This is a genomic window from Corynebacterium sp. HMSC067D03 (assembly GCF_001811185.1).
Lineage (GTDB): Bacteria > Actinomycetota > Actinomycetes > Mycobacteriales > Mycobacteriaceae > Corynebacterium > Corynebacterium coyleae.
In genome coordinates this window covers 67,267-91,231 of sequence record NZ_KV803783.1, presented here as the reverse complement: position 1 = coordinate 91,231, position 23,965 = coordinate 67,267, and the positions used below count along the sequence as shown (strand labels likewise).

General features: G+C 61.8%; 28 protein-coding genes and 1 tRNA gene. 12 read left to right on the top strand and 17 right to left on the bottom strand.

What is annotated here, in order from left to right; genetic code table 11:
- Positions 1–143: 143 nt before the first annotated feature.
- A complete protein-coding gene (locus HMPREF2785_RS02130; protein ID WP_246821131.1) occupies positions 144–836 on the bottom strand; it encodes a CPBP family intramembrane glutamic endopeptidase in 693 nt (230 codons plus the stop codon).
- A gap of 10 nt (positions 837–846) precedes the next feature.
- On the opposite strand from HMPREF2785_RS02130, the gene HMPREF2785_RS02125 reads away from it, so the two are divergent.
- Positions 847–920: transfer RNA gene (locus HMPREF2785_RS02125), tRNA-Leu, on the top strand.
- Between the two features lie 196 nt (positions 921–1,116).
- On the top strand, positions 1,117–1,581 hold the full coding sequence (locus HMPREF2785_RS02120; RefSeq protein WP_070614141.1) for an S-ribosylhomocysteine lyase: 465 nt from the start codon (positions 1,117–1,119) through the stop codon (positions 1,579–1,581).
- Between the two features lie 5 nt (positions 1,582–1,586).
- On the opposite strand, the gene HMPREF2785_RS02115 is transcribed toward HMPREF2785_RS02120, so the two are convergent.
- A complete protein-coding gene (locus HMPREF2785_RS02115) occupies positions 1,587–2,528 on the bottom strand; it encodes a suppressor of fused domain protein (protein WP_070614140.1) in 942 nt (313 codons plus the stop codon).
- 98 nt (positions 2,529–2,626) lie between these two features.
- Between HMPREF2785_RS02115 and HMPREF2785_RS02110 the strand changes: the two genes are divergently transcribed.
- Positions 2,627–3,409 carry a Bax inhibitor-1/YccA family protein gene (locus HMPREF2785_RS02110; RefSeq protein WP_070421698.1) on the top strand — a complete coding sequence of 261 codons (783 nt, stop codon included), beginning with the start codon at positions 2,627–2,629 and terminating at the stop codon, positions 3,407–3,409.
- A 105-nt stretch (positions 3,410–3,514) separates the two neighbouring features.
- On the opposite strand, the gene HMPREF2785_RS02105 is transcribed toward HMPREF2785_RS02110, so the two are convergent.
- The 3 genes from HMPREF2785_RS02105 to HMPREF2785_RS02095 all read right to left on the bottom strand — a co-directional run bounded on the left by HMPREF2785_RS02105 (position 3,515) and on the right by HMPREF2785_RS02095 (position 5,139).
- Positions 3,515–4,024: a hypothetical protein gene (locus HMPREF2785_RS02105; protein ID WP_070452562.1), complete on the bottom strand. Its 510-nt coding sequence runs from the start codon at positions 4,022–4,024 to the stop codon at positions 3,515–3,517.
- 37 nt (positions 4,025–4,061) lie between these two features.
- Complete coding sequence (gene greA, locus HMPREF2785_RS02100; protein ID WP_070421690.1) at positions 4,062–4,583, bottom strand: transcription elongation factor GreA; 522 nt, start codon at positions 4,581–4,583, stop codon at positions 4,062–4,064.
- A gap of 106 nt (positions 4,584–4,689) precedes the next feature.
- Positions 4,690–5,139 (bottom strand): DUF4307 domain-containing protein, encoded by a 450-nt coding sequence (locus HMPREF2785_RS02095; protein ID WP_246821130.1) that lies wholly within the window; start codon positions 5,137–5,139, stop codon positions 4,690–4,692.
- Positions 5,140–5,241: 102 nt separating this feature from the next.
- Between HMPREF2785_RS02095 and mca the strand changes: the two genes are divergently transcribed.
- Genes mca through HMPREF2785_RS02080 form a run of 3 tightly spaced genes read left to right on the top strand, consistent with a single transcriptional unit; the run spans position 5,242 to position 7,222 of the window.
- Positions 5,242–6,123, top strand: a complete 882-nt coding sequence (gene mca / locus HMPREF2785_RS02090) for a mycothiol conjugate amidase Mca (RefSeq protein WP_070614138.1) — start codon at positions 5,242–5,244, stop codon at positions 6,121–6,123.
- Positions 6,123–6,422 (top strand): hypothetical protein, encoded by a 300-nt coding sequence (locus tag HMPREF2785_RS02085; protein ID WP_070452565.1) that lies wholly within the window; start codon positions 6,123–6,125, stop codon positions 6,420–6,422. The genes mca and HMPREF2785_RS02085 overlap by 1 nt, the downstream gene beginning before the upstream one ends.
- 20 nt (positions 6,423–6,442) lie before the next feature.
- Positions 6,443–7,222 (top strand): isoprenyl transferase, encoded by a 780-nt coding sequence (locus HMPREF2785_RS02080; protein ID WP_070421686.1) that lies wholly within the window; start codon positions 6,443–6,445, stop codon positions 7,220–7,222.
- Positions 7,223–7,234: 12 nt separating this feature from the next.
- Here HMPREF2785_RS02080 and coaA read toward each other — a convergent pair whose 3' ends face one another.
- Positions 7,235–8,158, bottom strand: coding sequence for a type I pantothenate kinase (coaA, locus tag HMPREF2785_RS02075; protein WP_070421685.1), 924 nt, complete (start codon positions 8,156–8,158; stop codon positions 7,235–7,237).
- 112 nt (positions 8,159–8,270) lie between these two features.
- On the opposite strand from coaA, the gene glyA reads away from it, so the two are divergent.
- On the top strand, positions 8,271–9,563 hold the full coding sequence (glyA, locus tag HMPREF2785_RS02070) for a serine hydroxymethyltransferase (protein ID WP_070614147.1): 1,293 nt from the start codon (positions 8,271–8,273) through the stop codon (positions 9,561–9,563).
- Here glyA and HMPREF2785_RS02065 read toward each other — a convergent pair.
- Positions 9,560–9,946, bottom strand: a complete 387-nt coding sequence (locus tag HMPREF2785_RS02065; RefSeq protein WP_070421696.1) for a DUF5997 family protein — start codon at positions 9,944–9,946, stop codon at positions 9,560–9,562. The genes glyA and HMPREF2785_RS02065 overlap by 4 nt on opposite strands.
- A 25-nt stretch (positions 9,947–9,971) precedes the next feature.
- Between HMPREF2785_RS02065 and HMPREF2785_RS02060 the strand changes: the two genes are divergently transcribed.
- On the top strand, positions 9,972–10,592 hold the full coding sequence (locus HMPREF2785_RS02060; protein ID WP_070614137.1) for a LysR family transcriptional regulator substrate-binding protein: 621 nt from the start codon (positions 9,972–9,974) through the stop codon (positions 10,590–10,592).
- 25 nt (positions 10,593–10,617) lie between these two features.
- Positions 10,618–11,226 carry a hypothetical protein gene (locus tag HMPREF2785_RS02055; RefSeq protein ID WP_070421683.1) on the top strand — a complete coding sequence of 203 codons (609 nt, stop codon included), beginning with the start codon at positions 10,618–10,620 and terminating at the stop codon, positions 11,224–11,226.
- A gap of 66 nt (positions 11,227–11,292) precedes the next feature.
- Here the strand turns inward: HMPREF2785_RS02055 and HMPREF2785_RS02050 are convergent, their stop codons facing one another.
- From HMPREF2785_RS02050 to HMPREF2785_RS02035, 4 genes are all read right to left on the bottom strand, one after another.
- A complete protein-coding gene (locus HMPREF2785_RS02050; protein WP_070421682.1) occupies positions 11,293–12,852 on the bottom strand; it encodes an MDR family MFS transporter in 1,560 nt (519 codons plus the stop codon).
- Complete coding sequence (locus HMPREF2785_RS02045; protein ID WP_070452573.1) at positions 12,846–13,454, bottom strand: TetR/AcrR family transcriptional regulator; 609 nt, start codon at positions 13,452–13,454, stop codon at positions 12,846–12,848. Before HMPREF2785_RS02045 ends, HMPREF2785_RS02050 begins: the two co-directional genes overlap by 7 nt.
- Before the next feature lie 27 nt (positions 13,455–13,481).
- A complete protein-coding gene (locus HMPREF2785_RS02040) occupies positions 13,482–13,985 on the bottom strand; it encodes a hypothetical protein (RefSeq protein WP_070614136.1) in 504 nt (167 codons plus the stop codon).
- Between the two features lie 66 nt (positions 13,986–14,051).
- On the bottom strand, positions 14,052–15,452 hold the full coding sequence (locus tag HMPREF2785_RS02035; RefSeq protein WP_070452579.1) for a class II fumarate hydratase: 1,401 nt from the start codon (positions 15,450–15,452) through the stop codon (positions 14,052–14,054).
- 103 nt (positions 15,453–15,555) lie between these two features.
- On the opposite strand from HMPREF2785_RS02035, the gene HMPREF2785_RS02030 reads away from it, so the two are divergent.
- The gene (locus HMPREF2785_RS02030; RefSeq protein WP_083308821.1) at positions 15,556–16,248 is read left to right on the top strand and encodes a CPBP family intramembrane glutamic endopeptidase; all 693 of its coding nucleotides are present in this window, start codon (positions 15,556–15,558) and stop codon (positions 16,246–16,248) included.
- A 53-nt stretch (positions 16,249–16,301) separates the two neighbouring features.
- On the opposite strand, the gene glpX is transcribed toward HMPREF2785_RS02030, so the two are convergent.
- Positions 16,302–17,312, bottom strand: coding sequence for a class II fructose-bisphosphatase (glpX, locus tag HMPREF2785_RS02025; protein ID WP_070452585.1), 1,011 nt, complete (start codon positions 17,310–17,312; stop codon positions 16,302–16,304).
- A gap of 142 nt (positions 17,313–17,454) precedes the next feature.
- Between glpX and HMPREF2785_RS02020 the strand changes: the two genes are divergently transcribed.
- Entirely contained in the window at positions 17,455–18,027 is a 573-nt protein-coding gene (locus HMPREF2785_RS02020; protein WP_083279348.1) for a DUF4245 domain-containing protein, read from the top strand.
- Between the two features lie 10 nt (positions 18,028–18,037).
- Here HMPREF2785_RS02020 and HMPREF2785_RS02015 read toward each other — a convergent pair whose 3' ends face one another.
- Positions 18,038–18,307, bottom strand: coding sequence for an exodeoxyribonuclease VII small subunit (locus tag HMPREF2785_RS02015; RefSeq protein ID WP_070421676.1), 270 nt, complete (start codon positions 18,305–18,307; stop codon positions 18,038–18,040).
- Between the two features lie 42 nt (positions 18,308–18,349).
- A complete protein-coding gene (gene xseA / locus HMPREF2785_RS02010) occupies positions 18,350–19,624 on the bottom strand; it encodes an exodeoxyribonuclease VII large subunit (RefSeq protein ID WP_244268710.1) in 1,275 nt (424 codons plus the stop codon).
- A 103-nt stretch (positions 19,625–19,727) separates the two neighbouring features.
- On the opposite strand from xseA, the gene HMPREF2785_RS02005 reads away from it, so the two are divergent.
- On the top strand, positions 19,728–20,699 hold the full coding sequence (locus HMPREF2785_RS02005) for a 4-hydroxy-3-methylbut-2-enyl diphosphate reductase (protein WP_070421675.1): 972 nt from the start codon (positions 19,728–19,730) through the stop codon (positions 20,697–20,699).
- A 53-nt stretch (positions 20,700–20,752) separates the two neighbouring features.
- Here HMPREF2785_RS02005 and HMPREF2785_RS02000 read toward each other — a convergent pair whose 3' ends face one another.
- The 3 genes from HMPREF2785_RS02000 to HMPREF2785_RS01990 are packed head-to-tail and all read right to left on the bottom strand — an operon-like array spanning position 20,753 to position 23,899.
- Positions 20,753–21,430, bottom strand: coding sequence for a DUF6542 domain-containing protein (locus HMPREF2785_RS02000; RefSeq protein WP_180949987.1), 678 nt, complete (start codon positions 21,428–21,430; stop codon positions 20,753–20,755).
- A gap of 11 nt (positions 21,431–21,441) precedes the next feature.
- The gene (locus HMPREF2785_RS01995) at positions 21,442–22,491 is read right to left on the bottom strand and encodes a DNA recombination protein RmuC (protein ID WP_070614134.1); all 1,050 of its coding nucleotides are present in this window, start codon (positions 22,489–22,491) and stop codon (positions 21,442–21,444) included.
- A 31-nt stretch (positions 22,492–22,522) separates the two neighbouring features.
- Positions 22,523–23,899: an AI-2E family transporter gene (locus HMPREF2785_RS01990; RefSeq protein WP_070614133.1), complete on the bottom strand. Its 1,377-nt coding sequence runs from the start codon at positions 23,897–23,899 to the stop codon at positions 22,523–22,525.
- Positions 23,900–23,965: the final 66 nt, after the last annotated feature.

Below are 23,965 nucleotides of genomic sequence, written 5' to 3'. Positions count from 1 at the left end.
CCCCCGTTTTAGGACCAGGCACGCCATAACAGCCTTCAAGACACGAAAACACCGTGTTTCAACCCTACGAGCAGGCCAGTCCACCATTAAGACGGCGCCCGGCTCGATGCCTATGTATAGGGACAACAATGAGTTCGGTGCACTCAGAGAAGGGAAGGCAAGATCAGCAGCATTGCGATGCTCCACGTCAGGTGGAGTGCGATGGGGGAGTACAGCCTGCCGGTGCGTACCGCCTCCATGTAAGCGAGCGCACCGAGGACCACTGCGGCGAACACGAGCAGCGGAACCCCCATCACGACGGTGACCAACCCGTAGGCGACCGTCGACCACACACCAGCCTGCAGCACCGTTTGTCCCATGCTTCGCAACTGGCGAGGGACGACGTCGCGGAAGATGAGCTCCTCGCCGACGCCGTTGACCACGAGGACGAGCAGCGTCAGGACGTACCCGCCTTTGCTAGGGGTATCCAGGATCTCTGCCACCGGTCCGGCAAGTGCTGGGATGCGGGTGACAATAAGTGCGCCCAAGAAAAAGACAACCGCAAGTGCAGTGCCTAACCCTATGCCACGTGCGATGTCGCGAAGTTTGCTTTGTCCAGCGAACGCGCGCCTGTCGCCCCACACCCACCAGGCAGCCAGGTACACGGCGGCGGTAAATGCGGTCGCCGAATAGAAACCTGCGGTGCCGTCGCCAGCTTGGCGCGCGAGGAAGAGTCCGAGCGCACCAAGAATGCAGGGCAGAAGAAACAACCATTGCCTGGCCACGAGAGAAACTCCGTCCGGGTTCATGAGATACAGTGCGCCGGTTTCAGCATTGAGGCGCCGGGGAAGTACCATATTTCTCGGCGCCCCTATAGCCCAATTGGCAGAGGCAGCGGACTTAAAATCCGCCCAGTGTCGGTTCGAGCCCGACTGGGGGCACAATTACTAGCCCGGTAACCGGGCTACATGGCGGTATAGCAGCCGTTGACGAGGTGTCGTCGGAAAGCAAGAAGCTCACTCGCGCAGCAAGCTACGCAGCCTCGCCGATTCGGGATGCGGCAGCCGTGACCAGCACGACTCGCAACGATGAATCCAGTGATGGGAACGGGCCAGCGCGTTCAGTACAGTCGAGGCCATGACTGATCGCATGAATGTTGAATCCTTCAACCTCGACCACACCAAGGTTGACGCACCGTTTATTCGCCTGGCGGACCGAAAGGAACTTCCCCAGGGTGACACGCTGGTGAAGTGGGACATCCGCTTTAAGCAGCCGAACGTCGAGCACCTTGAGATGCCGGCAGTGCACTCCCTGGAGCACATGTTTGCCGAGCACGCCCGCAGCCATGCAGACAACGTGATCGACTTCGGCCCGATGGGCTGCCAGACCGGTTTCTACCTGATGCTTTCCGGCGACGTCGCAGAGGCAGAGGTCGCTGATCTGGTGGAAAAGACGCTCACCGACATCACCAACGCCACCGAGGTGCCGGCTGCGAACGAGAAGCAGTGCGGCTGGGGCGCAAGCCACGACCTCGAGGCCGCTAGGCGCGAAGCGCAGGCGTTTCTGGACAAGCGTGACGAGTGGGGCAACGTCTTTAAGTAAGCGTCCTACGTTGTCGGGTCGATGACCTGGAACGTCAACGGCACGGTCCTCAACGCATAAGTGCCCGGCGCAGTGTCGAATACAGCGAGCAATTCATTCGCTACATCGGCACGGCCCGGCACGACAATGTGATCCTCGGCCAACTCGAGATCGATTGCCTTCGGGTCGAACATGAGCCACGTGTCGTTGCGGATGAGGGCATATGACTTGCCAAACAGCAATCGGTAGCGCGCCGCCCGAAGGAGTGCGGCGGCGGCACGTTCGTCGAGATCCACACGGCCAGCGACATCGACATCTAAATACTTGGCGGTGTTTGCGCCGATAGAGGAGCCGTCGGTGTGCGAGGCGTCGTCGAGAAGCACACGCACCTGCGGATCGCTTGACAGCGGGGCACGTGCAGGATCCGTCAACCCAAGCGGCACATGCTCGCCGAGCACGCCCGCGAACTTCACCGGATCCCACCGCAACATCCGCTCCAGATCATCTCCGACCAGCCCCGCGGCGTAGGTGAACTGCACTCGCCCGGTCGGTCCCTCCGCACAGCCGAGGAGTGGATCCGCGACGAACACAAACCCCGCGAGCGAGCCAGAAGCCGACGATAAATAATGCCCAGGCTCAATCTCGACTCCGCTGCGGACCACGTTGCGAGCCATGCGTGCCAGCTGCTGCGCCGGCCACTCAGGAGGGAACACCTCATCGTCCATCGGGATGCGGAGCGTGAGCTCGGTCTGTGTGCCCGCAACGCGTTGCGACGACTCCACCTGGGACAACCCGAACGTGCAGTACAAGACGTGGGGGAGGGGGTCGTCGACAAGAAATGCGAGGACATCTACCTCTGCGTAAGAAAAGGTGTAGGACTGCGCGCCACCAGTTGCTGCAGACAGTCTGTCCAAAACAAGATCGCCGCCCGTGCTCGGGCCGCGACGCCAACGATCGAACACACCCATGTGTCCAAATTCTACGCCTCGGGAACCTTTTTGAAGGTGCAAGCGTTACAACCTGTGAATAGTGGTCGCAACAAGACTCGAAAGGAATGTTGGACGACGTGAGAAGTACCAACCCGGTTCTGAAGAACCTGACCAATGAAGAACACACCGCTGGCTACGGCTACGCGCCCGAAATCCAGCAGGACCGCCCGCTGACGGTCGATGACATTGTCTCCAAGACCGGCATCACCATCGCCGTCATCATCCTGTTCGCCGCCATTAACTTCGGCATTTACCTGTCCGGAAACGCTGGCGTGGGGATGATCCTGACGCTTGTTGGCGGCATCGGCGCGTTCGTGGTCACCCTGGTCCACGCGTTCTCGCGCACCTTCGGCTCCCGCACGGTGACGCTTCTGTACGCAGCCTTTGAAGGCCTGTTCCTAGGCGGATTCTCTCTGCTGATCTCCGGCTGGTTCTCCGTCGGCGGGGCTGACGCTGGCCAGATGATTTTCCAGGCCATCCTGGGCACCCTCGGCGTGTTCATTGGCATGCTCGTGGTTTACCGCACCGGCGCCATCCGCGTCACGCCGCGACTGAACCGCCTGATCACCGGCGCCATCTTCGGCGTTGTCATCATGGCGCTGGGCAACCTGCTGCTCGCTCTTTTCACCGGCCAGAACCCACTGCGTGATGGCGGCACCATGTCCATCATCTTCGGCGTCGTATGCGTGGTCCTCGCAGCTATTTCCTTCCTGCAGGACTTCGACCTGGCCGACAGGCTCGTGCGCACCAGCGCACCGTCGAACGCCGCGTGGGGCGTCGCACTGGGCCTCGCTGTGACGCTCGTGTGGCTCTACACCGAGATCCTGCGTCTGCTGTCCTACTTCGCCAACGACCGCTAGACGGCGCTGAGCGTCGTTAAGCAGCGACGCGAAACGCTGCAGACAGCAAAGCGGCCCTGTTCCAATTGGAACAGGGCCGCTACTCTTTGCGCCGATGAGAGGCGATTAGAGACGATCCGGGTTCACGGTCGCACCATCAACCGAGATGGTGGTGAACAGCAGATCGTTGTTCACAACCTGCGGAGCGCCAAGGACGACCTTGACGCCTTCCTCGCGGTTATTCGGGTCCAGGACAACACGGGTTGCGGTGCCCTCAGCCAGGTCGGCGGTCCAGGTATCCCAGACGATGTCCTGCAGGAAATCGTTCTGGCTCTTGCAGTCGACCGTCAGCTGAGTCGGGCGCAGCAGGCCGGTCTCGCCACAGTTGTTGAAGGTTGGCAGCTCGTCCGCGGCGGCCTCGAGGGGCTCCGTCGCGGTCGCCTCGCTGGCCTCGACAACATTGGTCGCGGCGGTGGCGGAAGCACCAGCACCCTTGAGGGAGCCAGCGTCCTGGCTCGTCGCGGTGTCGATCTTCTTGTCAGACGGGTTCTCGTTCGGCGGGGTGCAGCCGGCGAGGGCGAGAGCAGCGATGGCAGCTACGCCAACCAGAGCTTTGCGGGAAGAGGTTGCAATCACAGGATGATCCTTCGCTATCGAAAAAGAACGGGTAAAACTACTTTGCACGAGGCGTTGAAGCTTTAACTGAATCATACGGCTCAGCCTTGACGATCGTGACCGAAATCTCGCGACCATTCGGAGCCGTGTAAGTACGGGTCTCGCCCTCAGCGGCACCAACGACGGCGGCGCCCAGCGGGGACTGCTCGGAGTAGGTCTCCAAATCAGCGTTGTCGGTCGACGCAGCGCGGGTACCGATGAGGAACGTCTCGCGGTCCTCCTTGTCGCCGTTGTAGTAGACGTGAACGACGGAACCGATGTGAGCGACACCTTCGACAATGCCGGTGCGCTCGGTGGTGGAGTTGGAGAGGATCTCAGAGATCTGCTTAATGCGAGCCTCTTCCTGATCCTGCTGCTCACGAGCTGCGTCGTAACCAGCGTTTTCCTTCAGGTCGCCTTCCTCGCGGCGCTCGTTGATCTCCGCGGCAATCACCGGACGGTTATCGATCAGCTGCTGGAGTTCGGCCTCCAGCTTGGCCTTCATTTCCGGGGTAATGTACTGCTGCTGGGGTTCAGCCATAGGGGTAACACCCTTCCCTCATACGTAAAACGAGCCCGCAGGCTGCGGGCGAAACTGTGCAGATATACCGCAAAAGATTAGCACATGGTAGTGCGTGGCCCGTGTGCTAGCGGGCGTCGTAAAATTTGCTCTCCGGGTCCATGTAGAACGGCAGATTTTCGGAACAGCCGTAGATGCGGCCGGAAACAAGCGGTTCACGCAGCGGCAGGTCCACCGGGATGCGCTGGTGCTTCTCCCCGCCGGCGGGGAGGATGACCTCGCGGCGACCCACCTCAGCGTGGGAGTAATCCACCGCGGTGACGATGCAATAGGACGGTACCGACGGGTCCTTGCGGGTCACGTCGATCCAAAGCCGTCCGGTTGAGTCGTCGATATGTTCTTGCGAAATAAATTCAGCGGTGACGGGACGGTCCAACCTGTCGATGATCGTTCGGGCGCCGAAGAAGATGAACGCGATGGCGATGAGCACAGCGGCGACTGCGACCACTTTGCCGCTTACGCCGTCGCTCTTGCCGGAGCTATAGCGTTGCGACGGACGGCGCACTGGAGTGGACACGGATGCAACCTCGCAATAACAAGGGGGATAGGGACTTAACTGGGATGGTACTAAGATGTTCCGAAGTTCTAACAACACCCCTACAAAAGTTGGAGAGTACGAGTGGCTGGTCTGCGTCTGATGGCGATCCACGCTCACCCGGACGATGAGTCCTCGAAGGGTGCGGCGACCATGGCGAAATACGCTGCCGAAGGGAACCGTGTGAAGGTGGTGACCTGTACCGACGGACGACGTGGGGACATTTTGAACCCTGCGATGGACCGCCCTGGGGTGCTCGAAAACATGACGGCCGTGCGCCACGAGGAGATGGCGCGTGCCGTCGAGGCGCTTGGTGTGGAACACGTTTGGCTGGGCTACGAAGACTCCGGCTTGCCTGAGGGGGACCCGCTGCCGCCGCTGCCGGAGGGGTCGTTTGCGGTCCAGGACCCGGAAGAGGTTGCGGTGAAGATCGTGGAGGAGATCCGCGAGTTCAAACCGCACGTCATCATTACCTACGACGAAAACGGTGGCTACCCGCACCCGGACCATCTCATGGTTCACGCGATTTCGATGATTGCGTGGGAGAAGGCGGGTGACGCCTCGTTTGCGCCAGAAGCCGGCGAGCCGTGGACACCGCTGAAGCTCTACTACACGCATGGTTTTATCCTCCAGCGCATGAAGCTGCTGCAAGAGGCGTTGTACGAACGCGGTGAGAAGAGCCCCTACGAGCTCATGATCAAGCGCTGGGAGGAAGCCGAGGGGGATGTGTTTGACCGCGTGACCACCCAAGTGGAGTGCGCCGACTACTTTGGACAACGTGAGCAGGCGCTGACTGCTCACGCCACCCAGATCGATCCGGCAGGGGCGTTTTTGGCCAGCCCGGTGGCGGACCAGCAAAAGGTGTGGCCGACGGAAGAATTCGAGCTCGCACGTACCCGGGTGGAGACCACCTTGCCTGAAGATGACTTGTTTGCCGGTATCGATGCCGGTGCTGAGGAGGAGTAGTGTTCGCCAACTTCATCAACGCCGCCGCAACCGTTGATCTGGTCCTGGCGCAGTCGCCGGGGGAGACCCCGGCTGGTCCGGACTTTGGCAAGGCGTCGCCGATTGGGCTGCTGCTGCTTGTCTGCCTCGCGGTCGTTGTCTTGTCGATTGGGTATGCGTTTCACCGGCGTTTCTCCCGGTTCCGTCGTCGTCAAGCATTTGCTGAGGCGCATGGCATTGATCCTTTCGACGAGAAAGCTATCGACGAGGCCATGGCGAAGGCCGGCGTTGCCGACCAGCGTAAGAAGCGCACCTTTTAAGCCCCGCTAGAATCAACGTTGTGTCTGTCCTCTCCAAACTGCGCTACCCGCTGTACCAGCTGTACGAAGCACGACTTAAGCGTGAGCTGCGTGGAAAGAAACGCCCGAAGCACATCGCCGTGATGGCTGACGGGAACCGTCGCTGGGCTCGTGAGTCGGGGTTTAAGGACATTTCCCACGGCCACAGGGTCGGCGGCGCGAAGATCGGTGATTTAGTCCGCTGGTCTGCGGAAATGGACGTCGATGTCCTCACGATCTACCTGCTTTCCACCGAGAACCTTCAGCGCACCTCGGAGGAGGTGGAGCTGCTCTTCGACATCATCTCCGAAGTCATCGAGGACCTCGCCACCGAGGATTACACCTGCCGCGTGCGCTTGGTCGGCCAACTGGACCTGCTGCCGGACGATGTGGCAGCACGCATGCGAGAAAGCGCCGCTACCACTACCGAGAAAGCCGGGCTGACCGTGAATATTGCGGTGGGCTATGGCGGGCGCCAGGAGATCGTGGACGCGGTGCGTGCGCTTATCGACGACACCGCAGCCGCCGGCGCAACCCCCGCCGAAATCAAAGAGGCGGTGACGGTCGACTCGATTGGTGAGCACCTCTACACCAAGGGCCAGCCCGACCCAGATCTGGTGATCCGCACCTCCGGTGAGCAGCGTCTTTCCGGATTCCTGCTGTGGCAGGCCGCGTACTCCGAAATCTGGTTCACGGATACGTACTGGCCGGCGTTTCGCAAGATCGACTTCCTGCGAGCACTGCGCGACTATTCGCAGCGCTCCCGCCGCTTTGGCAAATAAAACCCTGGCGAATTAGAGCTTGCGCATGCGGACGCGCTGAACGGTGTGGTCGTAATCCTTGCGCAGCACAAGCGATGCGCGCACCCGCGTGGGCAGAATGTTTTCCACCAGGTTTGGCAGGTTGATGGACTGCCAGATTTCGCGTGCGGCGTAGGTCGCCTGCGCGTCGTCAAGACCTGCGTAGTGAGCAAAGTGTGCGCCGGGCTCCTGGAAGGCGGTATCGCGCAGTTTGAGGAAGCGCTCGATGTACCAGTGCTCGATGTCGGAGGTCTTGGCGTCGACATAGATGGAGAAGTCGAACAGGTCCGACACCATCAGCGTTGGGCCGGTCTGCAATACGTTGAGGCCCTCCAGAATCAAGATGTCTGGCTGGCGTACCTCGATGTACTCGTCCGGGAGAATGTCGTAGGCCTCGTGGGAGTAGATCGGAGCCTTGACAAGGGGCTGGCCCGATTTCACCTCGGTGACAAATCGCATGAGGTTGCGGCGGTCGTAAGACTCAGGGAAGCCCTTACGGGCCATCAAGCCGCGCTCCTTGAGCACTGCGGAGGGGTGCAGGAACCCGTCAGTGGTGATCAGGTCGACGCGGGGGTGGGAGTCCCAGCGCTGAAGTAGCACCTGCAGCACACGCGCGGTGGTTGATTTGCCTACTGCGACCGAGCCTGCAAGCCCGATGATGAACGGCACATGCCCCGGATCGCCGCCGATGAACGTTTCGGTGGCTTTGGTCAGTTTCTGGCGCGCTCGTACCTGCAGGTGGATCAGGCGCGACAGCGGTAGGTAAATGTCTTCGACCTCTTGCAGATCGAGGCTCTCACCGATGCCTGCGAGTTTGGTGAGCTCATCTTCGGTGAGCACCTGTGGCATGGTGGCACGACGTTTGCGCCAGTCCTCGCGGTGAAAATCGAGGTAAGGCGAAGAATCGACACGTGGCATGGCCCTATTGTTTCACCTTGGATCCTGTGCATGGAATTCGACATAACACCCGGGTTGCTTACATATACTTCGAAGCGGTAACTACGACCGAACGAGAAAGGACCCGGTGGACGTGTCTGAAGATTTCCGTTACCAGGATCTGGCTACTTTTGACCCCGAAGTTCACGCCGCGATTGTCGACGAGCTAGCGCGCCAGCGCAACACCCTCGAAATGATTGCGTCTGAAAACTTCGTTCCGCGCGCCGTACTTGAGGCACAGGGTTCTGTGCTGACCAACAAGTACGCCGAGGGCTACCCGGGCAAGCGCTACTACGGTGGCTGCGAGCACGTGGACGTTGTGGAGACCCTGGCACAGGAGCGTGCCAAGGAAGTCTTCGGTGCAAAGTTTGCAAACGTGCAGCCACACTCCGGTGCGCAGGCGAACGCCGCTGTGCTAATGGCACTGGCGGAGCCGGGTGACACCATCCTGGGCCTGAACCTGGCTCACGGCGGCCACCTGACCCACGGCATGAAGATCAACTTCTCCGGCCGTCTCTACAACGTGGCAGCGTACGAGGTAGAGAAGGACACCCACCTCATCGATATGGCCAAGCTGCGTGAGCAGGCTCGCGAGGTCAAGCCGAAGGTGATCATCGCCGGCTGGTCCGCCTACCCGCGCCACGAGGACTTCGCTGAGTTCCGCTCGATCGCGGACGAGGTCGGCGCCTACCTGTGGGTTGACATGGCCCACTTCGCCGGCCTGGTTGCGGCTGGCCTGCACCCGTCGCCGGTCCCGCATGCGCACGTGGTGTCCTCCACGGTGCATAAGACGCTGGGTGGCCCCCGTTCCGGCTTCATCCTGACCAACGATGAGGAGCTAAACAAGAAGATCAACTCCGCCGTTTTCCCCGGTCAGCAGGGTGGCCCGCTCATGCACGTCATCGCTGCGAAGGCGACCGCGTTCAAGATCGCGGGTATGGAGGAGTTCAAGGACCGTCAACAGCGCACCATCGACGGTGCGAAGATCCTGGCCGAGTGCCTTACCAGCGAGGACGCGAAGGCTGCCGGCATCGACGTTGTCTCCGGCGGCACCGACGTCCACCTCGTGCTGGTGGACCTGCGTAACTCGCCGATGGATGGCCAGCAGGCCGAGGACCTCCTGCACGCCGCAGGCATCACGGTCAACCGCAATGCGGTGCCGTTCGACCCGCGCCCGCCAAAGGTCACCTCTGGCCTGCGTATCGGCACGTCGGCGCTTGCTACCCGTGGCTTCGGCGAGGAGGACTTCCGCGAGGTGTCCGACATCATCGCCGAGACCCTGATCCAGGGCGAGAAGGCTGATATCCCGGCGCTGCGCGCCCGTGTCGAGGCCCTGGCGGAGAAGTACCCGCTGTACCCGGGCCTTGAAGACTGGAAGATGCTCTAGTCGTTCTGGCCGTCGGCGGCGCTTGCGGTGTCGACATTGTGCCCGCGCTGCTCTGCGAGAGCGGCGCGGGCTTTTTGTAGCCAGTCCGGTTGGTCGTCGAGAAGCGCGCGGATTTGCTCCGTGGTCATCGACTGCTCAACGCCGGCTGCTTTCAGCGCGGTCACCGAGATGCCGAGCTTGCGTGCGACCTCGGTACGGGGGTGCGGGCCGTTGAGGCGCAGTTCTTGCAGCCAGGCGGGCGGGTTTTCCTGCAGTTCGCGCAGTTCGGCGTGGGTGATGGCGCCGTCCTGGAACTCCTGTGGAGTGGCGGGAAGGTAGATACCGAGTTTTTTCGCCGCGGTCATCGGCTTCATTGCGGTGCCGGATGGGGTCTGTTCACTCATGCCCAAAACGGTAGCATTACCTGCCATGCTCACCATCGCGTTCGTCACCGGTACTGAACCCGGCAAATGGTTCCGCCGCTATGCCCAAATGTCGGGCGAGGACCCTGCGACATTGCCGTCGGATGATCCGTTTCCCCTCGTCGGCAAGGATGCGGACGCGGCGCTGGTCAGGCTTCCGGACGAGCGGGTCACGGACGAATACCACGTGGTCCGGCTCTACGAGGAGGCCTGGGGCGTGGCAGTGCCAAAGGACTCCGTTTATGCGGAGGTGGGGGAGGTTGATCGCGGGGATCTTGCGGAAGAGATTGTGAATTTCGAGTACGCAGAGCAGACGCTTATCGACGATCTGCGTACCGCCCTTTCCGTTGTCGCCGCAAACGTCGGCATCGCCTACGGGCCGTTGCCGTTGCTGAAGACGCTTGCGAAGAAGCAGATTAAGGCGCTGCCGATCGACCCGGGGGAAGGCGTTAATACCACGACGGTTGCGCTCGTGTGGCGGAAATCGGACGATTGTGACGCTGTCCAGGACTTTGTTGGTATTACGAAGGGGAGAACTCCCAGGTCGTCGCGCAACACATCACACCCCCGATCGGGTGGGAAGAAGACTCGACGTTCGCGCGGTGCCCATAATGGGCGACGCACCTAAATCAACATGAAAGGTATGACAAATTATGTTTTCCCGTAAGATCGCTGCTTCCGCCGCTGCTGTAGCCCTGGCTGCTACCGGGTTAGTTGCGTGCTCTAACGACGACGACACCGCGGCAGAGACCGAGGTTGTGGAGACCACCGCTACTGAGACGAACGTAGAGACTGAGACTGCGGCTGCGAAGACGGAAACCGCTGACGCTTCCGCAACCGATTCCGCGGACTCCACCGGCGCTGCGGGCGAGGGCACCGAGGCGACCGAGGAGATTACAACTGCTGACGGCGGCACCGCAATGGTTCCGGCTGGCGTCGTTGCTGCCATGGATAAGTTTGCTGAGCCGTCCTGGGGCGAGCCGATGAAGGTTGAGCAGGTCGACGAAGGCTGGATCGTTACGTACGACCAGGAGCACTACGTCACCTGGAATGAGAACACCGGTGGCGCACCGACCTGGGGTCAGATTGCCAACGAGTGGATGACCGACGTCAACGTGGATAAGAAGCTGGGCTTCCCGCTGGCTCCGGAGGCTGCTAACCCGGACGAGTCCGGCTGGACCCAGGAGTTCGAGCGCGGCTCCATCAACTGGACCCGTGCTGGCGAAGGCGAGCCGTTCGCCGCGGTGATCACCGAGAAGTAAACCGCGCCCATGTAACGGCGTTCGGCCCGGCCCCATGTGAGGGGCCGGGCCGTTTTCGTTTCCCGGTTAGCTCAAATCTTCCTTGAGTGGGTCTTCCTTGACCGGCAGGAGTATCACGAACGCGATGATAGCCAGCGGCACCATGAGGAGGAACACGGGGGTAAGGCCGTCGTTGTAGCTCGACAGCACGACTTCCTTCACCGGCTGAGGCAATTGCGCCACGCTGCTCGGGGTTAGCGAGTTCGCGGCACCCTCACCGAATTGCTTGCCTAGCGCAGCACCTTCTTCGCCGAGTTTCGCCAGAGCTTCCGGCAGGCGCTCCTCCAGCTTTTCGCGCATGTTGTGAATGAACAACGAGCCGGACAGGGAGGCGCCGATAGCGGAGCCGATCTGGCGGAAGAAGTTGTTCGTCGACGTTGCGGTGCCCACTTGGGCGAGTGGGAACGAGTTCTGCACGATGAGCACAAGAACCTGCATGACCAGACCAAGGCCGAAACCGAAGATGAACATGTAGATCCCGAGCACGGTCAGCGACGTGTCCACGCTCAGCCGAGAGAACAGGAACAGTCCCACGGTGGTAATGAGCATGCCGGACAGTGGGTACATCTTGTAGCGGCCGGTGCGAGAGATGATGAAGCCGACTGCCGTGCCGGTGCCGAGCATGCCGAGCACCATCGGCAGCATCATAAGGCCCGCGTCGGTCGGGGTCAGTTCGTGCACCATTTGCAAGTACGTCGGGAGGTAGGCGAGAGCACTGGTCATCCCGAGGCCAAGCACCGTGCCCGCCAGGGTGGTCAGCACCATGTTGCGGTTGCGGAACAGCCCCATGGGGATCAGCGGGTTAGTCGCGCGCAGCTCGACAATCACGAACAGCACGGCAGCGATCACAGCGATAGCGCTGGTGGCGATGATGGTCGGGGAGGTCCAGTCGTACTGCGTGCCACCCCACGTGGTGGTGAGGATCAGCGACGTGGTGGCCACGATCATCAGCGTGGTACCGATGTAGTCAAAGTTCATGCCCTTGGCGGATCCGCGGCGCAGCTTCAGCACCTTGGTGCATACCGTCATGGCGAGCAGGCCGAGCGGGATGTTCATCCAGAGCGCCCAACGCCAGCCGGGGCCGTCGGTAAACCAGCCGCCGAGGACCGGACCGAGCACCGAGGACACACCAAATACTGCGCCCATCACGCCCATGTACTTGCCGCGCTCGCGAGCAGGAACGACTTCCGCGATGATGGACTGCGAGTTCACCATCATGCCGCCCGCGCCGAGGCCTTGGATGGCGCGGCCGATGATGAGCAGCTCCATCGTGTTAGCAAAGCCGCCGATGGCGGAGCCGATTACGAACAGGCCGATGCCGGTGATGTAGAGCCACTTGCGGCCCAATACGTCGCCAAGTTTGCCGTTGATGGGCATCGCGATGGTCATCGTGACCAAGAACGAGGAGATGACCCAGCTCATGTGGTCCACGCCGCCGAGGTCACCAACAATGGTCGGCAGGGCCGTGGCGAAGATCATCTGGCCCAGCGAACTCATCAGCATGGTCAGCAGCAGGGCGGCGAACACGACGCCGACGTTCGGGGGAGTGGCTTGAAGTGGGTGGCGTCCCGCGCGGTTGTCTACCATGTCATGTCCTTTGCGTAATTCGTGATGTCTTTGGCGTATTCGATGAGCAGCTCGATTGGGTCTCCTTCATCAGGCGGTGCCCAGAGGTACCTGGTCACGACCCCTTGAAATAGCACGACGATGAATAGTGCTTCCGCCTCCAGCGATCCCGAATGCTTGCGGTCCTGCGGGAAGGTTTCAAAGTGGGCGCGGAGGGCGCGACCAATTTCGGTGAGGAATCCGCGCTTTCGGGCGGCTTCGGCGTGCATCAAGCCCGGGTTGTTCTCCAGTAATTGACGACGACACTTCGCCGCCGGACCATCAAACGTGCCCGGCTCAACCACGATGGAACGAATGACAAGCTCCAGCACGTTGTCGCTCTGGGTCGTGCGGATCGCGTCCAGCGCGTCCTCGTCGAGGGTGAACGGAAACGATCCCAAGATCGCCTCGTCCTTAGATTCCACATAGTTGAAGAAGGTTCGCCGGGAGATGCCTGCCTCGCGGCAGATGTCGTCGACGGTGACGTTGTCGTAGCCACGCTTGTCGACAAGCGCCGCCGCCTCGTTGCGGATGCGCTTTAGCGTCTCGCGGCGCTTCTGTTCCCGAATTCCCTCATTTTGCACGGGGTGCAATATTACACCCGGTGCATGTTAAGGCAAACCGGCGGAGAGTTCCCCTTCTACCAGCGCTTTTTCGCCTTCAAAGTACGTCAGTTTCACAATCCCGGGCTCTTGCTTTTCGACGACCCACCGCCCCGAACCATCCCCACACGGCTTCGTCAACGGCACCGACGCACCGTCCTCACCGATCAGTGCGGTGCATCCGGTCAACGGATACGTCACCGACGCGGTCCCACCACCGAACGTGGCCACCGCCGGCCAGGCCTTCACTTTCGCGTTTTCCTCCAGGCTGTTCAGGGTGCCGGTGTAGGTGCCGGTGGGGGAGGTGGAGTCGTCGTCACGCAACTGCGGTTGTGCCGTCACCGTGACGGTTTCGGGCACCTCGTTGGTCGGCTCCGGCTTCGGGTTGGCGTACCAATATGCCGCAGCGAGCGCGACGCCGATCACGGCGACAATCAGCGCAAGCACGCCACCGACGACCCACGGCTTGTTCGGGCCACCGGCGGTGCGCAGCTCGGAGAAAGAATCAGGCATGAAAAAGCCCCCAGCATGTTGAAGTGAAGTGCTGGGGGCAGATTCTAGCTAGGTGCGAGCTACGGCCTAGTTTCGGTCGGTGTTGGCCATGGACAGCACATCGAGGCGCTTGTCCAGCTCCTCCTCGGTGAGCTTCTCACCATCGACGAAACCAAGGTCGATGGTGGCCTGACGGATGGTGATGCCCTCCTTGATCGCATGCTTAGCAATCTTGGCTGCGTTCTCGTAACCAATTGCAGAGTTCAGCGGGGTCACGATCGACGGGGAAGACTCGGCAAGCTCGCGCATGTGCTCGACGTTCGGCTCGATGCCGTCGACAAGCCTGGTGGCGAACTGACGGGAAGTGTTCGCCAGCAGGCGGGAGGACTCGAGCACGTTGCGTGCCATCATCGGGATGAACACGTTGAGCTCGAACTGGCCCTGGGTGCCGCCGAACGCAACAGCAGCGTCATTGCCAATGACCTGCGCGGACACCTGCGTAGCGGTCTCGCACAGCACCGGGTTGACCTTGCCCGGCATGATCGAGGAACCCGGCTGCAGATCCGGCAGGTGGATCTCAGCGAAACCAGCCAGCGGGCCCGAGCCCATCAAGCGGATATCGTTAGCAATCTTGTACAGGGAAACCGCCACGGAACGCATCGCGCCGGAGAACTCTACCAGGCTGTCGCGGTTCGCCTGCGCCTCAAAGTGGTTCTTTGCCTCGGAGAGCTCATCCAGGCCGGTGAGCTTCTTGAGCTCCTCGGTAACCTTGCCGCCGAACTCAGCCGGAGTGTTGATGCCGGTGCCCACAGCGGTGCCGCCAATGGCCAGCTCGCCCAGACGGTGCAGGGTCGCCTCGACGCGCTCGACACCCAGCTCGATCTGGCGTGCGTAGCCGGAGAACTCCTGACCCAAGGTGACCGGGGTGGCATCCATCAAGTGGGTGCGGCCCGACTTCACAACCTCGTGCCACTCCTTCGCCTTCTTCTCCAGGGACTCCTGGAGCACCTTCAGCGCCGGGATGAGATCGTTTGCGGCAGCCTCGGTGGCAGCAACGTGAGTAGCGGTCGGGAAGGTGTCGTTAGAGGACTGGCCCATGTTCACATGGTCGTTCGGGTGAACCTCAACACCATTCGCCTTCGCGATGGACGCGATGACCTCATTGGTGTTCATGTTCGACGAGGTGCCGGAACCGGTCTGGAACACATCGATCGGGAACTGGTCGTCGTGCTTGCCGTCCGCAATCTCCTTCGCAGCAGCGATGATCGCGTCCGCCTTCTCAGCGTCCAGCTTGCCCAGGTCCTTGTTCACCTGAGCACACGCAGCCTTCAGCAGACCAAGTGCGCGAATCTGCTGGGCCTCAAGGCCGCGGCCGGAGATTGGGAAGTTCTCCACAGCACGCTGCGTCTGGGCGCGCCAGAGAGCGTCGACGGGCACCTTGACCTCGCCCATCGTGTCATGTTCGATGCGGTATTCCTGATCAGCCATGATTGTCCTTTACTTCTGTCCCATGCACGCCACGCACGCTAAAGTGCGCTCGTGCCTTTCCAAAGATCGATTATGCCCCAGATAACAAAAATGAGGAGCTGTAATGTCTGAAAACCGGACACAAAAGGCCCCCGCATTGAGGGATGCGCTGGTGGCGTTGGCAGCAATGGCCACTATGTACGCCCTTTTGGCGGGACAAGGTCTGCTGTTGGTGCACGCGAACGTGTCCCGCACCGTCGCGATCAGCATGCTGCCCCTCGCGGTTCTCATTGCCATCGTTGTGCCCTTGGTGCTGCTTATCCGCTACATGAAAAGTCGCGGACTCGAGCTGGGGTTTACGCGGCTAGGGAGTCGAGGCTGGCATGTGCTGTGGCAAGTTCCGGCAGTGATCGTCGGGGCGGCTGCATCGAGCGCTATCGTCGGCTCGCTGATCGGGATGGAACCAGGCGGAGGCTCAACCGCAGATGACTTAGCCAAAGATGCCGGAAGTGTGGCGCCGGTGCTCATCTTGCTTGCCAGTTATCTGCTGCTCGGGCCAGTGATTGAAGAGATTGTGTTCCGCCGTGTGCTCATGGGCTACTTTGACACGCACATGCCGGCAGCAGCGAGCGTGCTGCTCACCTCCGCCATCTTTGCTGCAGCCCATATCGCGCCACCCGTGATCGTCTACACATTCTTCTGCGGCATCGGCCTCGCACTGGTCGCAAGGTTCCACGGCAGCATCACCGCGAGTTTCATCGTGCATGTAGCCAACAACTTCGCGGCTAGCGCAGCAGTCATTGGAGCCTTGTTCTAGAACGACAAAGCCCCGCACTCTTCGCTGAGAAGGCGCGGGGCAAAAGTCAGGTTCTACTTGGTTGGCTCGGAGTAATCGACCACCGAGTAGTCCTGCAGCTTGGCCAGCTGGTGCTGGGATTCGACGTAGCGCACGGTGCCGGACTTCGAACGCATCACCAGCGAACGGGTGGTGGCGCCAGACTTGCGGTAGGTCACGCCACGCAGCATGTCACCGTTGGTCACGCCGGTAGCGGCGAAGTAGCAGTTATCAGAGGTGACCAGGTCGTTGATGCCAAGGACACGATCCAGGTCGTGGCCAGCGGCGAGTACCTTCTCGCGCTCCTCGTCGGACTGCGGGGCTAGCATGCCCTGGATGTCGCCCCCGAGGCACTTCAGCGCACATGCGGTGACAACACCTTCCGGGGTGCCGCCGATGCCCATGGCGATGTCGATGGAGCTGTTGTCCTGAGCGGCAGCAATTGCGCCGGCAACGTCGCCGTCCATGATGAAGCGAACCTTGGCGCCGGCGGCACGGATTTCCTCGACAAGCTTGTCGTGGCGCGGACGATCCAGCACAACAACCGTGATGTCAGCCGGACGAACGCCCTTCGCCTTTGCAACCGACTTGATGTTGTCCTCTACGGAAGCGGTGATATCAATCGCTCCGACCGCCTCCGGGCCAACCGCGATCTTGTTCATGTAGAACGCGTCCTGCGGGTTAAACATGGAGCCACGATCCGCGGCAGCAATGACAGAAATCGCGTTCGGGCGACCCTCTGCCATCAGACGGGTGCCATCTACCGGGTCAACGGCGATATCCACCGCAGCACCACGGCCGGTGCCAACCTGCTCGCCGTTGAACAGCATCGGGGCCTCGTCCTTCTCGCCTTCGCCGATCACGATCACGCCGTCCATCTCCACGGAGTTGATCATCTTGCGCATCGCGTTCACGGCGGCGCCGTCGCCCTCGTTCTTCTGTCCGCGACCCACCCAACGACCGGAGGCGAGCGCTGCTGCCTCCGTCACACGGACGAGCTCCATTGCTAGGTTGCGGTCAGGGACAAGATCAGACTGTTCAGTCATCGCGGGGGCCTTCCTCCAGAGGACAAAAATCGACCCCTCTATTCTGGCACTTCCACACGCCGAAGTGTTGGTATCGCCCACCTTTACGGGGGAGAAGCCCGCCCGTTCTGGGGTGCAGGTGGCTCATGACATACTGAAACGCGTGGCAAACGACAAGAAACCCCGCATCTTCCAAAACGGCCGAGACATGGCAATCAACGCCGTGCTCATTGTGGTGCTCATGCTCGTCGCTGTCGGCGCGACCGGGCTGTGCTCCTTCAACCCCGGCGCCCCAGAATCCGGCCCCGTGCAGGAGGTCGACGCAGAAGCGTTCCTCGACCTCGAGGCGCGTGCGGTGAACTACCCGGTGCGCTACCCGCAGATGCCAGAAGGCTGGACCACCAACTCGGCGCGCCGCAGCATGCTTGCCGGCAACTCGGCACCCGTCGTCGGGTGGGTCACCCCGAACCGTGGCTACCTGCAACTCACCCAGACTGGCGTCGATAAGGATGCGGCGCTCCAAGCCTCCAACGCCGACAACCGCATGCTCGATCGCACAGTGCGTATCGACGACACCGACGTCGAGGTCTACACCAGCGACGAACGCGAGGTCCGCGACCTGTGGATTGTGGACGCCGGCGACGCACGCTTCGTCGTCACCGGCGCAGGCAGCACGGACGAGTTCGAAGAGCTCATCAGCGCAGCGCTGAAGGCTACTCCGATCACACCCCAGTAGCTTCTAGTACTTACTGCTCAGGAGCCTGCCCGCTGACCTGACGGGTGCTGATGGCTTCTTCGACGCGCTTCGAAGCGCCGTCGAGAAGCACCTCGCACCGCTTCGCCAGCGCCTCACCGCGCTCCCAATACTTCAACGACTCGTCCAAACTCATCTGGCCGAGCTCCAAAATCTTCACCGTCTCCACAAGCTCATCGCGAGCCTGCTCGTAGGTCAGCGTCTCCGGGTCCGGGAAAGCATTGTCGTTCGCCTGGCCGGATCCAAACGTGTTGTCTGTCATGAGTGTTCCTTAAACGTTCTTAGTTGACTTCAGCTGGTTGCATTAATCAGCGGGAGTGGTGGACATCGAAGCGGCGGTAATCGAGCCATCGCCGACACGGATACGCAGCTGCGCGCCGGGCTGAGCCTGATCAATAGAGGTCACAACCTCAGGGCCAGAGTGGTCGCGCGGAACCACCTGCACCACGGCATAACCACGGGCCAAGGTTGCAGAGGGGCCGAGCGCCGACACCTGCGCGCGCAACGCCGAGACCTGCTGGTTCTCACGCTGCAGCACATGGGAAATGTCGCGGCGGATCAACGCCTGGGCGCGCTCCACTTCCTCGCGGCGGCGCGTGATCGCCATCATCGGATCCGCTAGGGCAGGACGGGTGCGAATCGACGCGAGGCCGTTTCGTTCCCGCTGCACCCATCCGCGCAGGGCGGCGGACATGCGGGCACGTGCTTCGTCGATAAGCGCACGCTCCTGCACAACATCCGGCACGGCACGCTTCGCAGCATCGGTCGGGGTGGCGGCGCGAACATCCGCCACATTGTCCAGCACCGGGTTATCCGGCTCGTGGCCAATCGCCGAAATGACAGGTGTGCCAGCGGCCGCCACCGCGCGTTGCAGGGCCTCCTCCGAAAACGGCAACAAGTCCTCAACCGAACCGCCGCCGCGGGCGATGATGATCACCTCCACGTCCGGATCGCGATCCAGCACTTGCAGTGCCTCGATCACCGCAGGCACGGTCGTCGGCCCCTGTACCGGCGTGTTGATGATCTCGAAGTTCACCTGTGGCCAACGTCCCTGCGCCACCGTGACCACGTCACGCTCAGCAGCCGAACCACGCCCCGTGATCAGGCCAACCTTTTTCGGAAGGTAGGGCAGCGGGCGCTTGCGTGCCGGATCGAACAGGCCCTCGGCCGCCAACTGCTTGCGCAACGCCTCAATGCGCGCCAGCAACTCGCCCGCGCCAACGTGGCGGATCTCCGCCACCTTCATCGAAAACGAGCCGCGGCCTTGATAAAACGTCGGCTTACCGTATGCGACCACGCGGTCGCCGTCCTTCAACGGCACAGCCATGCCGGTCAGTAACGACGTCTCCGCCGTCAACTGCACCGAAACCTGCTCCTGCGTGTCCCGCAACGTCATATACGACAGCCGCCACGACGGCTTCGTATTAATCTGCGTGAGCTGACCCTCAATCCACAACCAACCCAGCCGGTCGATCCAACTCTTCACGGAGTTATTGAGCTTGGCCACAGACCACGGCGTTTCCGGCGTGCTCTTCGGCGGCGCACTCTGCGCACCTTGCACACCTTGTGTTTCTGTCACGCGATGCTCCTTTCTCCCCAGTTCTTCTGCCAGGTAAACAGTACCCGGCGGGCACGATTTACCCGCCTACTGTTTTTGACGCAGATTCGTTAGGGTTGGTTCCATGACTGATCAGGGTAAGAAAGTGCTACTCGCGTCCCCACGCGGATACTGTGCAGGCGTGGATCGCGCCGTGGAGACCGTAGAAAAGGCGCTGGAGAAGTACGGCGCCCCCGTCTACGTGCGCAAGGAGATCGTGCACAACAAGTACGTGGTGGAGACGCTGCAGGACCGCGGCGTGATCTTTGTCGACGAAACCGACGAGGTCCCCGAAGGATCCCACCTCGTGTTCTCCGCCCACGGTGTGTCGCCCGCAGTGCGCGAATCCGCCAAGGAGCGCAGCTTGCACACCCTCGATGCATCCTGCCCGCTGGTGACTAAGGTGCACAACGAGGCGAAGCGCTTCGCCCGCGACGGCTACCACATCCTGCTCGTCGGCCACGAAGGCCACGAAGAGGTCGAAGGCACCGCAGGTGAGGCTCCGGACATCACCCACCTCGTCGACGGCGTCGACGGCGTCGACCGCCTGCCGGACTTCCCGGAGGGGCAGAAGCTGGTGTGGCTGTCCCAGACGACGCTGTCTGTCGACGAGACCATGGAGATCGTCAACAAACTGCACGAGCGTTACCCGAACTTGGAGAACCCGCCGAGCGACGACATTTGTTACGCCACCCAAAACCGCCAGGCCGCGGTGAAGAAGATCGCGCCGCAAAGTGACCTGGTCATCGTGGTCGGCTCCCAGAACTCGTCCAACTCGAAGCGCCTCGTCGAGGTCGCGCTCGAGGCCGGCGCGCAGGAGTCCCACCTGGTCGATTACGCCCACCAAGTCGACGATGCCTGGTTCGAGGGTGTCAACACCGTTGGCGTGACCTCTGGCGCCTCGGTGCCGGACATCCTCGTGCGCGAACTGCTCGACTATCTGGGGGAGAAGGGCTACGGCGACGTGGAAGAGATCACCACCACCGTGGAGACCATCACCTTCTCGCTGCCGCGCGAACTGCGCCTGCCGCGCCGCGAGGCACCGCTCGAGGCATAAACCCCGCCGAGAACGACCAAAGGCCTTGCCCCGTTGACATCGGGACAAGGCCTTTAGCCTTTGTACAAGTCCTCGCCGAGGCGGTGAACCGCACGTGAAGAACCACCGGTTTCTCCGGATCTACGCGAGCCACTCGCATTTGCCTTGCGACGACGCGCCCCCTCCGACTTCGCCCGCTCCAACAACTCCTGCACAGGAACCGACCGAGCCTGCTCGCGAGCCCTCCGCCCTTGAGAATTTGTGCGACGGTTGCTGCGGTTCTGCGAGGTCCGCTGGGCGGTTTCGCGTCGGCGAATCGCATCGTTTTGCCGACGGATCAGTCGCAGCCGCACCGCAGCGATAAGCAGCGAGCCCGCGGTGGTGAAAAACAGCACCGGGAAGTACTCCGCCACCGGGTACGCGATACCGAGCAGTGCAGTCTTAGCGCTCGCGCCGCCAGCCGACAGGCTCTCGCGCGACATGAAGTAACCCGTGGCCACCAGCGCGGCGACAAACATTAATGGTGCGCTCGTCACCGTCAGGGAAAGCCCCTTCGGGTTCACCAACGTGGTCACCACGATGACCGCGAGGGCATACAGCGCAAGAAACGGCCACGAAATTACACCTGCGGACAGCGACAGCAGCACGCCGGTGAACAGGGCGGCGAACACGATGCCGAGGCCAGACCCCGTCGGCAACCCAACAAAGGTGGCGGACGTAGGGGAATGGCTCCGGCTCGAAAGATGTGACACGCTGACGCAGCTTACCTGTCATTGTCCTCCGCCATGTGCCGGGCACGCGTTGAAACCGGATTCAGCTCGGGCGCCTGCTCCCGCCGTACGGGAACGTTGGCCTCCTCAAGCTTGCGGGCCGTCACCATTACGCGGGAATCCATCGACGCCAACGTGGCGTTGTATGCCTCAACTGCCTTCTCCAATGAGGCGCCGACTTTGTTGTAGTGGCGGGCCATCGTCGATAAACGCTGATGCAGTTCCGCACCGAGGCGCTGCACCTCCTTCGCGGACGCGTTGATAGCTTCCTGCCGCCACCCCAGCGCCACTGTGCGTAGCAGCGCAAACAGTGTGGTCGGGGTGGCGATGACCACGTCGCGCGAAAATGCATAGTCAAGCAGTTCCGGATCGAGCCCGAGCGCGGCATCCAAAAACGGGTCCGCCGGAACGAACAACACAACAAACTCCGGGGTGGGTTGAAACGCCTCAATGTAGGCCTTGCCCGACAACGTATCCACATGCGAACGCAACAAATGCGCATGGCGACGCAGGTGGGCCTCGTGCTCCTCAGGATCGTCCGTGTTCAGCGCGTCGAGGTAAGAGCCGAACGGAACTTTCGCGTCCACCACGATGTTTCGGCCCTGGGTGAGGCGGATGATCATGTCGGGGCGGACCCGGGTGTCGTCGATACGCATGTGCGCCTGCGTATCAAAGTCGACATGTTCGAGCATGCCTCCGAGCTCCACGACGCGCTCCAGCTGCATCTCGCCCCAACGCCCGCGCGTCTGCGGGGAGCGCAGCGCAGTGATGAGTTGATCGGTGCGGTCACCGAGGCGCGCGGAGGTGCGCCCGATCGCCTGCACCTGCCCTGCGATTGCCGACGACGCCACCGCCTGCTGCTTATCCATCGCATCAATCTGCTCACGCATGTCCTTCAACGCGCGAGCGACGGGGCGAAGATCCTGCGGCGGCGCCGGCTGTGGCGCAGAGCGGCGAAACCACGCCACGCCGGTGAACACCCCGACGATAAACCCGGTGAGGAGACCCGTTGCAAGGATGAGAAAGACCGTGGAGGTTTGCATGCCGGAGATCTAACCACCCCGGCACGACACACTACTCGTCGGGTTCGCTTTTATGTTCGAACTCCCTGCGGCGCAAGATGGTGCGATTGCCTACCTCGCGCAACTTCTTCAAGCTGTTCGACGCGAAGTGGGGCGACTCCTTGTCCTCATCACCTTCTTGCACGTCCTCTTCGGGGGTCTGCGGAGCGTTCACCCAGTCACGCTCGCCACGCCACGCCTCGCGCTTGTGTACAGACTCGGCCTCGTCGATTTCCGCAATGAGCTTGCCTTCCGGAGTGGCGAAGGTGAGGTCCTCGGCACGGACCTCGCCGGCGTTGATGCGCAGGATATCCAGCACGTAGCGGTACACCACAGCAATCATCGCCGCCGCTGGTACCGCGAGGAAGCCGCCCATGAGGCCGAAGAGGCCGCCGCCGACGGTCACGGAGATCAGCACGATCACCGGGTGCAGGTTCATCGCCTTGGACTGCAGCAGGGGAGAGAGCACGTTGCCCTCAAGCTGCTGGGTGGCCAGGACGATGCCGAGCACGATCAGGGCCTTGGTGAACCCGAGCGTGACCAGTGCGATCAGGACCGCCAGCGCGCCCGCGACCACCGCACCGACGATCGGGATGAAGCCTGCAACGAACGTAATAATCGCAAGCGTGAACGCCATGGGAACGCCGACGATGGCAATGCCGATGCCGATCACCAGCGCATCGATGAGGGAACACACCGCCTGCGCCCTGATGAAGCCCGACAGGGTGTTCCAAGCGCGGGTCAACAGTTCCGTGAAGTGGAGTCCCGTGCGTCCGCCCGTCGCGCCGCGCAGCCACGGCAGGAAGCGGTGGCCGTCCTTCAGGAAGAAGAAGGTCAGCACGAACAGCACCATCAGCGTCACCGACAGGCCTGCCGCGGTGTTGATGCCGGAGAACACGCCACCGGCGATGGCGCCGGCCTGGTTCTGGACCCACCGCGTGATTTCGTCGACACCCTCGTTCAGGTTCTCCGGATTCACGTTCAGCGGTGGACCCTGCGCCCACAACTGCAGGCGCTGCACACCCTCGAGCGCCTGGATGTACAGCAGCCGCGATTGGCCCACAATATCGGGGGCGACGATCATGCCGAGGGCTGCCAGCACGCCGAAGAACAGCAACATGGTCACCATGGCCGCGATGCCGTCGGTGAACTTATGGTTGCGCAGCCAGCTCGCAACCGGGGCAAGCACCGTGCACACAATCAGCGCGAGCACCGCAGGCAACACGCCGACCCAAAAGGCGCCGATGAGCTTGCCGATTGCGAAGAAAAACAGCGCGATGACCAGCAGGCGCAGCGTAAACTTCGCCCCGGAGGAAACCCAGGCGTTAAACACCACGATGCGATCGACGCGGTCGTCGCGCTTGTCTGCAGTCTGATTCGGAGCGGTCACGCGAACTATTGTGCCCCACTGCACATTGCTTTGCGACGAACCCCTCACAACCAGCGCCACAACGTG

Bases quoted from the DNA above. Each gene is read 5' to 3' on its own strand.
- HMPREF2785_RS02035 (WP_070452579.1), bottom strand. From the start codon at position 15,452: ATGGCTGATCAGGAATACCGCATCGAACATGACACGATGGGCGAGGTC.
- HMPREF2785_RS02005 (WP_070421675.1), top strand. From the start codon at position 19,728: ATGACTGATCAGGGTAAGAAAGTGCTACTCGCGTCCCCACGCGGATAC.
- HMPREF2785_RS02120 (WP_070614141.1), top strand. From the start codon at position 1,117: ATGACTGATCGCATGAATGTTGAATCCTTCAACCTCGACCACACCAAG.
- HMPREF2785_RS02115 (WP_070614140.1), bottom strand. From the start codon at position 2,528: ATGGGTGTGTTCGATCGTTGGCGTCGCGGCCCGAGCACGGGCGGCGAT.
- coaA (WP_070421685.1), bottom strand. From the start codon at position 8,158: ATGCCACGTGTCGATTCTTCGCCTTACCTCGATTTTCACCGCGAGGAC.
- HMPREF2785_RS02065 (WP_070421696.1), bottom strand. From the start codon at position 9,946: ATGAGTGAACAGACCCCATCCGGCACCGCAATGAAGCCGATGACCGCG.
- greA (WP_070421690.1), bottom strand. From the start codon at position 4,583: ATGGCTGAACCCCAGCAGCAGTACATTACCCCGGAAATGAAGGCCAAG.
- glpX (WP_070452585.1), bottom strand. From the start codon at position 17,312: ATGACTGAACAGTCTGATCTTGTCCCTGACCGCAACCTAGCAATGGAG.
- HMPREF2785_RS02055 (WP_070421683.1), top strand. From the start codon at position 10,618: ATGTTTTCCCGTAAGATCGCTGCTTCCGCCGCTGCTGTAGCCCTGGCT.
- HMPREF2785_RS02015 (WP_070421676.1), bottom strand. From the start codon at position 18,307: ATGACAGACAACACGTTTGGATCCGGCCAGGCGAACGACAATGCTTTC.
- HMPREF2785_RS02040 (WP_070614136.1), bottom strand. From the start codon at position 13,985: ATGCCTGATTCTTTCTCCGAGCTGCGCACCGCCGGTGGCCCGAACAAG.
- HMPREF2785_RS02130 (WP_246821131.1), bottom strand. From the start codon at position 836: ATGGTACTTCCCCGGCGCCTCAATGCTGAAACCGGCGCACTGTATCTC.
- HMPREF2785_RS01995 (WP_070614134.1), bottom strand. From the start codon at position 22,491: ATGCAAACCTCCACGGTCTTTCTCATCCTTGCAACGGGTCTCCTCACC.
- HMPREF2785_RS02060 (WP_070614137.1), top strand. From the start codon at position 9,972: ATGCTCACCATCGCGTTCGTCACCGGTACTGAACCCGGCAAATGGTTC.
- HMPREF2785_RS02030 (WP_083308821.1), top strand. From the start codon at position 15,556: ATGTCTGAAAACCGGACACAAAAGGCCCCCGCATTGAGGGATGCGCTG.
- HMPREF2785_RS02050 (WP_070421682.1), bottom strand. From the start codon at position 12,852: ATGGTAGACAACCGCGCGGGACGCCACCCACTTCAAGCCACTCCCCCG.